Annotated in this window: 12 protein-coding genes; 7 read left to right on the top strand and 5 right to left on the bottom strand. The window is 67.2% G+C overall.

Going from position 1 to position 12,785, the window contains the following annotated elements:
* Positions 1 to 995 (top strand): alpha/beta fold hydrolase (locus ACTHLF_RS19910; protein ID WP_440329760.1); only part of this gene is annotated, 995 nt, incomplete at its 5' end.
* Between the two features lie 30 nt (positions 996 to 1,025).
* Here ACTHLF_RS19910 and ACTHLF_RS19905 read toward each other — a convergent pair.
* Positions 1,026 to 1,931, bottom strand: a complete 906-nt coding sequence (locus tag ACTHLF_RS19905) for a LysR family transcriptional regulator ArgP (protein WP_440329758.1) — start codon at positions 1,929 to 1,931, stop codon at positions 1,026 to 1,028.
* Positions 1,932 to 2,029: 98 nt separating this feature from the next.
* Here ACTHLF_RS19905 and ACTHLF_RS19900 point away from each other — a divergent pair, with 98 nt between their 5' ends.
* Together ACTHLF_RS19900 and ACTHLF_RS19895 are read left to right on the top strand one after the other, a co-directional pair.
* Complete coding sequence (locus ACTHLF_RS19900) at positions 2,030 to 2,647, top strand: LysE/ArgO family amino acid transporter (protein WP_440329756.1); 618 nt, start codon at positions 2,030 to 2,032, stop codon at positions 2,645 to 2,647.
* 33 nt (positions 2,648 to 2,680) lie between these two features.
* On the top strand, positions 2,681 to 3,319 hold the full coding sequence (locus ACTHLF_RS19895; RefSeq protein WP_440329755.1) for an FMN-binding negative transcriptional regulator: 639 nt from the start codon (positions 2,681 to 2,683) through the stop codon (positions 3,317 to 3,319).
* On the opposite strand, the gene ACTHLF_RS19890 is transcribed toward ACTHLF_RS19895, so the two are convergent.
* Together ACTHLF_RS19890 and ACTHLF_RS19885 are read right to left on the bottom strand one after the other, a co-directional pair.
* Entirely contained in the window at positions 3,313 to 3,792 is a 480-nt protein-coding gene (locus tag ACTHLF_RS19890) for a hypothetical protein (RefSeq protein WP_440329753.1), read from the bottom strand. The genes ACTHLF_RS19895 and ACTHLF_RS19890 overlap by 7 nt on opposite strands.
* Before the next feature lie 9 nt (positions 3,793 to 3,801).
* A complete protein-coding gene (locus ACTHLF_RS19885; RefSeq protein WP_440329751.1) occupies positions 3,802 to 4,224 on the bottom strand; it encodes a DUF1801 domain-containing protein in 423 nt (140 codons plus the stop codon).
* A 190-nt stretch (positions 4,225 to 4,414) separates the two neighbouring features.
* Between ACTHLF_RS19885 and ACTHLF_RS19880 the strand changes: the two genes are divergently transcribed.
* The 3 genes from ACTHLF_RS19880 (at position 4,415) to ACTHLF_RS19870 (ending at position 7,003) form a co-directional block, all read left to right on the top strand.
* Positions 4,415 to 5,224 (top strand): plasmid replication/partition related protein, encoded by an 810-nt coding sequence (locus ACTHLF_RS19880; RefSeq protein ID WP_440329749.1) that lies wholly within the window; start codon positions 4,415 to 4,417, stop codon positions 5,222 to 5,224.
* Positions 5,225 to 5,389: 165 nt separating this feature from the next.
* Positions 5,390 to 5,959: a hypothetical protein gene (locus tag ACTHLF_RS19875; protein WP_440329748.1), complete on the top strand. Its 570-nt coding sequence runs from the start codon at positions 5,390 to 5,392 to the stop codon at positions 5,957 to 5,959.
* A 129-nt stretch (positions 5,960 to 6,088) separates the two neighbouring features.
* Positions 6,089 to 7,003 (top strand): hypothetical protein, encoded by a 915-nt coding sequence (locus ACTHLF_RS19870; RefSeq protein WP_440329746.1) that lies wholly within the window; start codon positions 6,089 to 6,091, stop codon positions 7,001 to 7,003.
* An 8-nt stretch (positions 7,004 to 7,011) separates the two neighbouring features.
* Here the strand turns inward: ACTHLF_RS19870 and ACTHLF_RS19865 are convergent, their stop codons facing one another.
* Positions 7,012 to 7,872: a methyltransferase domain-containing protein gene (locus ACTHLF_RS19865; RefSeq protein WP_440329744.1), complete on the bottom strand. Its 861-nt coding sequence runs from the start codon at positions 7,870 to 7,872 to the stop codon at positions 7,012 to 7,014.
* Positions 7,873 to 7,965: 93 nt separating this feature from the next.
* Here ACTHLF_RS19865 and ACTHLF_RS19860 point away from each other — a divergent pair, with 93 nt between their 5' ends.
* Positions 7,966 to 9,750 carry a glycoside hydrolase family 97 catalytic domain-containing protein gene (locus tag ACTHLF_RS19860; RefSeq protein ID WP_440329742.1) on the top strand — a complete coding sequence of 595 codons (1,785 nt, stop codon included), beginning with the start codon at positions 7,966 to 7,968 and terminating at the stop codon, positions 9,748 to 9,750.
* On the opposite strand, the gene ACTHLF_RS19855 is transcribed toward ACTHLF_RS19860, so the two are convergent.
* The gene (locus tag ACTHLF_RS19855) at positions 9,728 to 12,769 is read right to left on the bottom strand and encodes a sensor histidine kinase (protein ID WP_440329741.1); all 3,042 of its coding nucleotides are present in this window, start codon (positions 12,767 to 12,769) and stop codon (positions 9,728 to 9,730) included. The genes ACTHLF_RS19860 and ACTHLF_RS19855 overlap by 23 nt on opposite strands.
* Between the last annotated feature and the right edge of the window lie 16 nt (positions 12,770 to 12,785).

The raw sequence follows: 12,785 nt of genomic DNA, 5'->3' as shown, positions 1-12,785 counted from the left end.
CCGCGGTACCGCTGGACGCCGCCTGCAAGGGTAAGCCGGGCAAGGTCGATAGCGCAGGCTTCGTCCGCATTGGCGGCATCGAACAGTGGGTCACCGCCAAGGGCGACAGTTGCGCCAACCCCGTCATCCTGTTCATCAGCGGCGGCCCCGGCAATCCCCTGAGCCCGCTCTCGGACACGATGTACGGCGCGTGGTCGAAGGACTTCATCGTCGTGCAGTGGGACCAGCGTGGCGCAGGCATGACTTACGGGCGCAACCCGCCTGCCGAAGGCGAGACACTGACGATCGAGCGGATGGCAAAGGACGGCAACGAGCTCGCCGAATATCTCGCGCACCGCTACGGCAAGCGCAAGGTGATCCTGTGGGGGAGCTCGTGGGGCTCGATCCTTGGCGTTTACATGGCGAAGGCCCGGCCGGACCTGTTCTATGCCTATGTGGGCACCTCGCAGGTCGTGAACTCGCTGGAGAACCAGGCCGAGAGCTACAAGAAGCTCATGGCCCTGGCCGAAGCGGCTAACGACCAGCCGTCGCTCGCTGTCCTGAAGCAGGTCGGTACGCCGCCCTGGACCGATCCACGCAGCTTCGGCAAGGTGCGCCGGGTCATTCGTGCGTACGAAGCGAAGGTCACGACACCGCCGCCATCCACGTGGAAGCCGGCACCGGAATACACGACGCCGAAGGCCACGGAGGACTATACGAACGGTGAGGACTATTCCTTCATCAACTTCGTCGGCATGCATGGCGACGGTATGCTCGCCCACGCGAACCTCCCCGCCCTCGGCACCGACTTCGCTATCCCGGTCTTCCTGATCGAAGGGAAGCAGGACCTGCTCGCCACACCGGATGTCGCGCGCCACTGGTACGACCAGATCAATGCGCCTGAGAAAGGCTGGGTACTACTCGAACACGCAGGCCACGATCCGAAACAGGACGTGATCGATGCGGAGTACAAGGTGCTCCGCGAGCGCGTGCTGCCGCTGGCGCGCGAGAAGTAACAACGACGATGCGGAGCATGGATGCCCCGCTCAGTCCGGTTCGGGCGACAACGCGGTTTCCGCGACGCTGCGCAAGGCCTGCGTGATGTGCTGAAGCGTGCTCGAAGGCACCGCTGCGCATTGCCAGTAGAGCGGCACGTAAAGCGTGCGTTCTTCATCGATCGTGGCGATCTGGCCGGCGGCGAGAGCAGGCCTGGCGAGCAGGTCGGGCGCCAGGCACCAGCCGAGCCCCTTTGCCGCCGCCTCGACGAAGCCCGTGGACGTGGGCAGGTAGTGGATCGGTGGCGTGACCTTCGCCCGGGTGACGCGACGCACATAGCGCGCCTGCAGCTCATCCTTGCGGTTGAACACGATCATTGGCGCGGCGGCAAGCGATGCCGCATCCATACCGCGTGGAAAATGCTTCCGCACGAAAGCGGGCGATGCGATCGCGTGATAGCGCATGCGGCCCAGCGCGAAGACGTTGCAGCCCTGCAGGGGTTTGCGCTCCGAAGTGATCGCGCCCAGCACCGCACCCTCTCGCAGGTGGTCGAGCGTGTGATCCTGGTCGTCCACGCGTACGTCGAAGAAGTAACCATGCCCGGCGTGCAGGTTTGCCAGCGCCGTGATCACCCACGTGTGCAGGGAATCATCGTTGACCGCGATCGCGACCGGGCGCGACTGCGCCGGCCGCACTTCCTCGGGCAGGAAGTCCGCCAGGGCTTCCGCTTCGAGCGCCTGCATGGGCCTGAGCCGGAGCAGCAGCCGCTCACCGGCGGCCGTCGGCTTGCACGGGACCTGGCGGACAACCAGCACCTGGCCGAGCCGGTCTTCGAGCGCCTTGATCCGCTGCGAGATGGCTGAGGGCGTCACCGAAAGGCGCCGGGCGGCATGCTCGAAGCTGCCTTCCTCGATGACGGCGGCGAATGCGGCCAGCTGGGGATGAAGGAGATCCATGTGGCCAGATTAGCAATTCTTAGCCGCCTGAAGAATCTTTAGTTTGTCTAAGCAGCATGGGGGCGACATCATGGGGGCCTTCCTCCGGTGACATCGCCATGATCCTGACTACTGCACTCGCTGGCTTCGCAGCCAGCGCCGGCCTCATCATGGCCATCGGCGCCCAGAACGCGTTCGTATTGCGGCAAGGCCTGCAGCGCTCGCACGTGGGTGTCGTCGTGGCCATCTGCGCCCTCAGCGACATCCTCCTGATCCTGCTCGGCGTGGCCGGCATTGGCGTTCTCGTCGAACGGGTGCCGTGGCTGCTCCAGGCCCTGCGCTTCGGTGGCGCCGCCTTTCTCGGGGTATATGCCCTGATGGCCGCCTCCCGCGCCTGGCGTGGCGGTGGCGGGCTAGCCCCCGCCGGTGGCGTCCAGCCTGCCTGGTACAAGGCAGCCCTTGCCTGCCTCGCCTTCACCTTCCTCAATCCGCACGTCTATCTCGACACCATGATCCTGCTCGGCAGCCTTTCAACCGGCTACCCCGACACGTTGCGCTGGGTCTTCGCGGCCGGCGCCTGCGCGGCGAGCGTGGTCTGGTTCCTCAGCCTCGGCTTTGGCGCGCGCCTGCTCACGCCCGTCTTCAGGAATCCGACGGCGTGGCGCATCATGGATGCAGCGGTGGCGCTGTTCATGCTGCTGCTCTGCATGGTGCTGCTGGTGCGTCCGCTGCACTGAGTGCCTCTCCCTCCCGGTCATCGATAACGTCACATGTACGTACCTGCCCTCTTCGCCGAAACCGATGCCGCCACGCTGTTCGCGCTGCTCCGCGAGCATCCGCTGGGTGCACTGGTCACGTACACCGCCGGCGGCCTGGACGCAAACCACCTGCCCTTCCTCGTCGATGAAGGCCGCGGCGCGAAAGGCACGCTGGTGGCGCACGTGGCGCGCGCGAACCCGCTCTGGCAGGACGTCGCGGCGGGCGATGAGGTGCTGGTCGTCTTCCGCGGAGCAAACGGCTATGTCTCGCCCAACTGGTACCCGAGCAAGCACGAAACCCACCGCCACGTGCCGACATGGAACTACGAGGCGGTACACGTCCACGGCCGCATCCGAATCATCGACGACGAAACCTACGTGCGCGGCGTCGTGGCCCGACTCACCCGCGAACACGAATCCCGGCTACCGGAGCCATGGCGCATGGGCGATGCCCCGGCCGATTACCTCGCCGAGGAACTGGCCCATATCGTGGGCATCGAAGTCGAGATCACGCGACTGGAAGGCAAGCGGAAGCTCAGCCAGAACCGCACGCCGGCCGACTTCGAGGGCGCGGTGCAAGGTGTCGATGGAAGCGGAAACGCCGCCCTGGCAGCCGCGATGCGCCGCGCCGCCATCAAACCTGGTCAGTAGCCTTCCACCACGATCGTCATGATGGAGCCGCCGCGCTTCGGATCCTCTGCAAGAATAACCTCGATTTCCTGACCTGCGTCCGGCGTGCCCATCGACACCGAGGCGTCGATCGCCTTGATATCGAACGGGACTCCCTTCCGTGCGTTCGACAGGCAGGCGAGTACGTCGGCGGCATTTACGCCGGGAAATTCCATCGATCCGACCTCGACCAGGGCTTTGCATAGCGGCTTGGCTGGCTCGTAGCCGCCGTGCGTGCACTCTTTACCGCCCAGCGCGTATCCGGCCTCGCCAGAGTCCTTGAAAGGCTGCCCCCAGATGGCGTTGAACACGACTTGCCGCTTCTCGTGCGCATGCACCGAGCGGACAAACACCTTCAGGGGCTTGCAGACGCGATCGTCTATGGCGGCCGCCTGCGCAGCGAACGATACGACGCCCAGACCGGACATGATGCAGAACACTAGTTCACTGCGCACCGTGCGCCCCTACTTCGCACGTTTTACAGGGGCTTTCTTCTTCGCTGACGCATTCAAGGCGGCAGCAGCCTTTACCAGCGCTTTGAATTTTACAGCGTCGACCTTCTGGCCTTCGACTATGTCCAGCGCACGGCGCATATTTCCATCCAGACTAGCGTTGAACAGCTTCGCCGGATCGGACAACGACGCACCTTTGGCAAAGGTCAGCTTGATCTTGTCCTTGTAGCTCTCGCCCGTGCAGATGATGCCGTTGTGCTCCCACACCGGCGTACCCATCCACTTCCACGTCTCGACCACATCGGGCAATGCCTCGTGGATAAGCTTTCGCATGCGGGCCAGCGCTTCACCGCGCCAGTCGCCGAGGCTTTCAATGCGGCCATCGATCAGCACGGAGGCGTCTACGTCAGCGGCGACGGTCTTGGTCTTTGCCATGCCTTGCTCCCTTGGAATGCCTTGCCGGGAGCCTAGAGGATCCGACCGGAGCTGTCGCGCTGCTTTGCAAAAGGCCGCCCGCGGTGGCGTGCTGGCCAGGGCATCGCTGTCAACCCCCACATCGTCGCTGCACGTGAGACCGGCAGGCACTAGAATGCGCGGCCGCCCGTCCGCTACCGCGCTCCTAGCCATGCATATCGTCGTCAACGAAGAACTCAAGGCCTACATCGATCCGCTCACCCCGGATGAGCACGAGTCCCTGGAGCGCAGCCTGCTGACCGAGGGTTGCCGTGACGCGTTGGTGCTGTGGGGCGATACGCTGGTCGATGGGCACAACCGCTATGGCATCTGCCGCAAGCACGATATCCCGTTCAAGACCGTGCAGAACGAGCGTTTCCAGTCCATGGACGACGTGCACCTGTGGATGATCGAGCAGCACCTTGGCCGGCGCAGCGTCTCGGATTTCCAGCGTGGCGTGCTGGCGCTGCGCAAGCGCGAGATCCTGGCCGCCCGCCGCGAGACCGAGGAGCCGGCAAAGGACGAGAACGACCTGCCCTTCGACGCGGAAGGCTCGGCCCCGGCCAAACCGAAGGCCCCGCGTCCCAACCCGAACGATAGCCGCAAGGAAATCGCCCGCGAGGCGCGCATCAGCGCCAACCAGGTCGGCATGATCGAAAAGATCCGCAAGGAGGCCGCCCCGGAGGTGGTCGCCGCGGTGAAGTCGGGCACCCTGTCGATCAGCGCCGGTGCCGCCGTGGCCTCGCTCCCGGAAGACGAGCAGCGCGCTGCCGCCACGGCGGGCGACCAGGAGCTGAAGGAGGCAGCCAAGCGGGTCCGCGAGTCGAAGCGCAAGCCGCGCGAGAAGCCGTCGGGCGACGTGGTGGCCCTGCGCGAGCAGGTCGCCGAGCTGGAAGCCGAGAACCGCAACCTGCGCCGCCAGATCGATGCCCTGCGCGCCCGTCTGGGCGAACCGCCCCTCGATGCCCCCGAAGAGGCATGATGTGAGCCATGGGGGAGCGCGCTTGCGCGCGATCCGGCCAGGCCGGACCCCCAGCCAAGGCGCGCGATCCGGCACCCCAGGGAACTCCCCCCTTAACGGGCGTTCCAACCCCGGTACACCGGACGCTGCGTGAGGCGTTCTTTGGCAGGTCCCCCGGAGCGTTCCATGAAGTCCATCCTCGCCCTCACCACCCTTTCCCTGCTTGCTGGCGCCGCTATGGCGCAGGACGCCGGCAAGCCGCTCAACCTCAACCTTTCGCCGAATTACGTGCCTGCGGCTTCCAGCACGGCGCCGGCACCGGCGCAGGCCCCAGCGGTGGCCGACAACGGCTCGAAGAACGGCACGGCTTCCATGAGCCATCCGGCCGCAGCCGCGACCCCGGCCCCGGCCAGCGCGGCGGGCCAGACGGCGCCTTCCGCCGGCGGCAAGGAGAGCGTCGCCGTCACACCGTCGCGCGCGAAGGATCCGCCGGGCACCTATTACGGCGACACCAGCGGCCAGATGGCCGGGGCCGACATCGAGGACGATGGCCCGCGCTGCGATGACGCCACGTACAACAAGCCCCAGGTGCACGGCAGCGTCAGCACCGGGGTCGTCAGCGCCAGCCACGGCGGCAGCGGGAGCTACCAGGGTGGTGCGGTGAGCCTCTCGCAGGCCTTTGGCAGCTGCGAGCATCCGACCGGTGGGGTCAGTATTTCGGTGGGTGGGGCTACGGGGCGGTTTCACGGACGGTAAGCGAGGGCCAGACGGTACGGCAGGCCTTATCGCGCGCAAGCGCGCTCCCACAAGGGGGGGGCCGCCAGGGGCCGACTGTCACCGGGCGTGGGGTAGGATCGGGGCACCTTCGCCGCGCGAGCTGCCGCCATGCCCGTTCCCGCGTCTTCCCTTTCGCAGCGCGGCCAGTTCCGCGCCCTCTACAACGGCCTTAAGAGCCAGAAGGCGCTCGACCGGGTGCCGGTCATCCTCTGCGAGGGTGATTCGTGGTTCTCCACGCCGCTGTACATGAACATGCTCGACTGGATCGTTTCGCCTGCACCGCAGGACAACGAGCGTGGCGTTCCACTGCTCGGCCAGGGTGGGCTGTTCTTCCGCGCCGAACACAGCGGCGACCAGGCCATCCCCCAGAAAGAACACCCCAGCCGCTCCATGTTCACGAAGGACAACGTCGACGACCTCGTCGGCTGGTTCGGCCGTTTCAACTTCGATGCGGTCCTGCTGAGCGCCGGCGGGAACGACTTTGTCGATACGTGGCTGCAGAAGACCATGGCCGGCCAAAAGAATCTCTCACCGCAGCAGGCCTTCGACGTCATCGTGGCCACGGGCCGGTTCGATGACCTGCGCAACGCGTATGCCTTGTTCCTCGACACGTTCCACGCAGCGAAGCCGAACGTGCCGATCCTTGCGCATACCTACGACTATCCCAGGCTGATCGGCAGCGACGCAAAACTGGGCCTCGGCAACCTTGGCGCCGCGGCGCTGCTGAAAAAATCGATCGGGCCGTGGATCGGGCCTTACATCGAACCGGTGATCCCCGGCGGCGTCCCCGCGTGGCGCGCGTTCGTGAAGCTCCTGATCGATGGGTTCGCGGAGCGCGTGCTGGAACCGTTGAAGGCATCCGCCAGGTACGGCGGCATGTTCGATTACGTCGACCTGCGCGGGCAGCTCACGCGTGACGACCAGTGGAACGATGAGATGCACCCCAACGAGGCAGGCTTCCATCTGCTGGCGACGGTATTCCGGGCGGCATTGAGTGCGAAGCTGCCGCCCGCCAAACGCTGAGGGTCCGGCTAAACCGATGCAAAGAGGATGATGCGGTCGGCGGCTTCGGGATCGGCGGCGTCGCTGTGCAGCCAGGGCTGTCGCGCGAACGTGCGTGTGCACGGGCCAAGCGCGAGAACGCGCAGCGGCCGCTTGCGTGCTTCCGCCTCGATGCGCGCGACCACATCGCGCAACACCGCACCGATGAACGGCGTGAACAGGTAGAACACATCCGCCTTCGAGACGTCGGCCTCGCGCGCATCGGCGCATGCGAAATGCACCCCATCCAGCCCCAATGCCAACGCCGCGGCTCGTGCGCCATCCACATAGGCAGGCTCACGCTCCACGCCGGTGACCGTCGCACCACTCAGGATCCGCATCAGCAGCGGCACATGGCCCAGCCCCGACCCCAGGTCCAGCACATGGTCTCCGGGAGTGAGCGCCGCCAGGCGCACCGCATCGACGATGTGCCGCGCTGGCGTCGGCTGGTAGAACACCATGTCCGCCGGCAGGCCCGATACGTCCGGCGCCGGTTCGTCGACAGCCAGTATTCCCGCCACCAACGCATCCAGTGCGTCGTAGTGCGCGCCGACCGGCTCACCGATATCGAGCCACGGCGCGAGCGCCGTCTTCCCTTCCCCGCCCCGGATCGCCGCACGCAACGCAGCGAACAGCGCCTCGTCGGCCGCGCCCATCGCATCGAACAGCGCATCGGCGCGTTGCCGCTGCACGTCGTCCGTCATCGCCAGCGACAGCAGGTCGAGGCGATCCATGGCATCCGCACGCCAGCGGAACGCCCCCGGGTCACGCCAGGCAGCATCGGTTTCCAGGAGGTCGAGGAAGGCACAAGGGACATCGGTCATGCCGGCCATGGTAGTGGGCTTTTGCATTGACGCGGTTCTCACGCTGGCTACGTCCTGCTTGAGCCGCCGTGCACCGCTGTGGAATGCTCGGCGATCGGCACGCCCGCCCCAGGAGCTCCCATGAAGACGTCGCACCGCCTTGTCGCCGCACTCGCCGCCGTAGTCGCCTTGCCTGCTTTCGCTACGCCGCCGCTGGTGACCATGGTCTTTCGCGATGGCGGGCGCCCCGTGCTCAACATCGCCGATCCGCAGGGCCAGGTGCTCGTCGACGCCACGCTCGGCCTGCGCACCACGGGCAGCGACCTGACCCATGGCCTTCGCCTGCTCGGCACCACCCAGCGCAATCTCACCGAAAGCTATCGGATGACCACCGGCAAGCGCCTCGTGCGCAACGCCAACCTCACGGAAAATCGTTTCGCGCTGCAGAACGACAAGGGCGAGAAGCTCGACGTGGTCGTGCGTGTCGCCAACGACGGCGTCGCCTTTCGCTACGAGCTGCCCGGCACGACCCAGGTGACGGTGACCGGCGAAGCCACGAGCTATACGCTCCCCGCCGACGCCCGCGCCTGGTTGCTGCCCTACGACCCGAGCAATGAGAAGGAGCGCATCCAGACCTCCGCATCCGCCGCCCCCGGCGGGGACTACGGCTATCCCTCCCTGTTCCTCGTCGGCCAGCGCTACGTCCTGATCACCGAGGCCAATGCGGACGGCCGCTACGACGGCAGCCGCCTCACCCACGTGGCGAACTCGCCGTCGTACAGCCTCACCCTGGCCGATAGCCGGGTGGACAGCACCGGCGTCACGCCCTGGCGCACCATCATCGCCGGCGACCTCGCGACCGTCACCGAATCGACGCTCGTGGATGATCTTGCGGATCCATCGAAAATCGCCGACACCTCGTGGATCCGCCCGGGCAGCGTCGCGTGGTCATGGATCAGCGACCACGACAGCCCGAAAAGCTTTGAACGGCAGAAGCAGTTCGTCGATTTCGCAGCTGCGAACCGCATGCCCTACGTGCTGCTCGATGAGGGCTGGAGCGAAACGTGGGTGCCCCAGCTCATCCGCTACGCCAACGCGAAACACGTGGACGTGCTGATCTGGTTCCCGTGGACGATGCTCGATACGGCTGCGAAGCGCGAGGCCTGGCTCACCCGCGTCAAAGACTGGGGCGTCAAGGGCGTCAAGATCGACTTCATGGGTTCGGACAGCCAGGCACGCTTCCGCTGGTACGACGAGACGCTGGCCGATACCGCGCGCCTGCAGCTCATGGTCGATTTCCACGGCGGTACGATCCCGCACGGGCTCGCGCGGACCTGGCCCCACCTGATGACCATGGAAGGCGTGCGCGGCGCGGAAAACGATCCGCCGGCGGTCGGTAACACCATCCAGCCGTTCACACGCAACGTCGTGGGCTCCATGGATTACACGCCGGTCGCCTTCGACGTCGGCCGCCAGGAAGCCAGCATCGCCCACGAGGTGGCGCTGCCGATCGTTTTCGAATCCGGCTTGACGCATCTCGCCGACAGCCCCGAGGCCTACCAGCGGCGCCCCAATGCGCTCGCGTTCCTGGACCAGATCCCCACCACCTGGGACGAGACGAAGCTTATCGCCGGCGCCCCCGGCGAAGAGGCGATCTTCGCGCGTCGTAGCGGCGATCGCTGGTTCATCGGCGCGATCTCGGCGGGCCCGGCGCGCCGCCTGAGCGTGCCGCTCGCGGGGCTGGGCGTGGGGCCGTGGCGAGCCGACATCATCCGTGATGGGACCGGTCGCGGCGATGTCGCCCGCTCGTCGCAGAACGTCACCGCGGACGGCACGCTGAGCTTCGACGTACCGGCCAACGGTGGCTTCGCGGCCATCCTCTGCCCGGTCGCCAAGGGCCAGTTCAAGTACGGCTGTTACCGCTAGGTAGCCAGCGGCGCCACCAGGCCCGCGCGGGGAAGAGACGGGCGCGGGGCACGCGGACGACGACCCGCGTGCCCTGGCAGGGCGATGATGTGATCTCCGCGACGCCGCCGATGTTTTCGGCGCGCTCTTGCATGCCACGCAGGCCCCAGTGCCCCGGACGGCCCGAGGCGAGGATGTCCGCGTCGATGCCTTGCCCGTCATCCCAGACCGAAAGCACCACGTCGCCGCCATCCCGATGCAGGCACACGTCAATCCGGCTCGCCTCGGCGTGGGCGATCGCGTTATGCACGGCTTCGCGGGCGATGCCATACAGCTCATCGCGCGCCAGCGGATCCATGCCGTGCCACTCGGCGGCGGTATCGACGATCACCGGTACCGCATGCTCATCGGCATAGGAGCGCGCCAGCTCCACCAGGCCAACATCCAGCGCCACGGTGTCACCAAGGTGATCGCGCAGGTCACGCACGCGGTCACGTGCCTCCACGAGCGCGAGGTCCGCTCGGTCGAGCGCGCGCTCCATCGAAACACGCAACGGATCATCGGGCGCCACGCGGTTGGCGACCGCCTGGAACCGCATCATCAGGCCCTGGATGCTCTGCAGGAGCGTATCGTGCAGCTCGCGTGCGATGCGTTCGCGCTCCGCGTGGCGTTCATGCAGTCGCTCGCGCAGTTGCCGTTCCACGCGGCGCATCCGCACCAGCACGAGTATCCAGACGATCGCGGCGCCAGCCACCGCCAGGATCACGGCGAACCACGCCGTCTGGTAGAACGCCGGCGCAACGTCGATACCGATGGCGGCGCCCTGCTCGTTCCACACCCCATCCTCGTTCGCGGCACTCACCCGGAACAAGTAGCGCCCCGGCGGCGGGTCGGTGTAGACCGCCTCGCGATCGGCGCCCGCATCCCGCCAGTGCCGGTCGATACCATCCATCCGGTAACGGAAGCGCACGCGCTCAGGCATGGAGAGGCTCGTCGCCGTATACACGATGCGCAGGCGTGCACTCTTCGCGGGCAAGCGGATGCGTCCGTCCGCCTCGTACCAGCCCGTGTCCGTCGCGATGCCGCGGATCGTAACCGGTGGCGGAAGGGTATTGCGCGGCACATCGGCCGGGTCGATCGAGACAACGCCGCTGGTCGTTGCGAACCACAGCCGGCCATCGTCGGCGGCGACGGCGGTGGGCAACGGCCGGAACTGGGCCGGCGTGCCCGGTAGGCCATCCAGCGAATCGAACAGCGCGACGGGGATGCGGAAGGTTGCATCCTGCTGCGCGTGGGCGATATCCGCACCGAGGATGCGGACGATGCCCTGGGACGCGTTGGCCCAGTAGTCACCGGCACGATCGCGCACGATGCCCGAAACACCGCGCAGGTCCATCTGCAACGGGAGCGGATGTACGCGGCCCGCCCGCACTACGTTGATGCCGCGCTCGCCGCCGACCCACATGGTGTCGCCATCCGCGCACAGCGCCGTGACGTTACCGACGGCCAGGCCGTCGCGTTCCCCCAGCACGGTGTCGTGGCCGGTCTCGTCGCGGACGATGATCGTGTCCCGGGCGAAGCCCATCCAAAGGCGGTCGGCCCGGTCGCGGACGAGCACCAGCGGCGACGGGTCGTTGGCGACGGCCGGTAGCATTTCGCGGTGCCAGCTGCCGCCGGTGTAGTGGTACACGCCAGGCCGGTTGATCGATACCCACGCGCCGCCACGGCCATCACCCGTGATCGCCTGCACGCCCGTGAAATCCTGGACCGGCAGCGTGGCAAACAGCGTGGGTGTATCGCCGTGCATGGTCCAGACGCCGTTGGGGCCGCCCAGCCAGGTCGCGTGCTCATCGCGCGCGGCGGCGGTGATCGCCTCCGGGAAATCGACCGTCGTAGCGCCTACCGCGTCCACGCGCATCAGCGGCCGGTTCTTCGTCCCGATCCAGATGCCGCGCGAGGCCGCCGGCACGATGGCGAAATCCGTGGCGCCCGAAGGCGTCGGCGCGGGCAGCAGCCGGCTGGCGCGGAAACGGTCCAGGCCGCGGCTGCCGCCCACCCACAGGTTGCCCTCGCGATCCTGGATGATCGCGCTGATGTAATCCGAGGTCAGCCCATCGCGCTCGACGAAACGTTCCGCGGCGGTGCCCTCCGCATCGATCCGTTGGCGCGAGCGCTCTTCGACGCGCGGCACGCGGCGCAGGCCCTCGCCCAGCGTGGGCACCCAGAGCGCGCCATCCCGGTCGAACAGCAGGCCCGATGACGACAGCCGCAGGATGGGTCCCGCGGCGGCGGGATCGCCCGTGCCGCGCCACGCTGGCAATACGCCCCGGTCGACATCGGCAATCCAGATCGTTCCATCCGGCGCCTCGCTGATCCGGTTGATCTTGCCGACATCGCGGGTTGCGACGACGAAACGGTCGCCACCCGGCGGCAACCACGCGAGCGCCACGTCGGATGCCACCCACAGCCGCCCTTCCCGGTCCACCGTGAGGTTGCGCGCGCGGATGCCAGGCAGGCCCATCGACGGACCCACCACCTGCCAGCGGTTGCCGCGCAGTTCCACGAGGCCGTTGAAGGTTGCGCCCCACACGCGGCCATCGGGTGTGCCGGCGATCGCGTAGATCGTCGCCGTCGGCAGCCCTGATGATGCGCCGTAGTGCACGGCGGTGTCGTTCTCGATGTAGCTGGCGAAGCCGTAGCGAAAGCCGACCCACAGGCCACCATCTGGCGCTGCATAGAGCGAAGCGACGCTGGACGCGGGGAAATCACCGCCGCGGCGCGGCCGGTAGCGTTCGAAGTGCACGCCGTCGAAGCGGTAGAGGCCCGTCTGCGTGCCCAGCCAGAGGTAGCCGTCCGCGGTCTGGGCAAGCGCCGTCACCTGGCCTGGCGCGCCTTCGCGCACGGTCCAGGCCGTGTGGTAGAACTGGCTGATGCTGCGGTCGCGGGTATCCATGCCCATGGCGGCGCCCGCGAGCGCCAGCCAGGCCACCAGGGCCAACGTTACCGCCCGCATCGCGGCGATCGCCTGTTTGAACCGCACTCCCCACCCCATCGCT

It is taken from the genome of Luteibacter sp. (assembly GCF_051958795.1).
Lineage (GTDB): Bacteria > Pseudomonadota > Gammaproteobacteria > Xanthomonadales > Rhodanobacteraceae > Luteibacter.
Note: the sequence above shows the minus strand (reverse complement) of the source record. Positions and strands in the feature narration are given on the sequence as shown.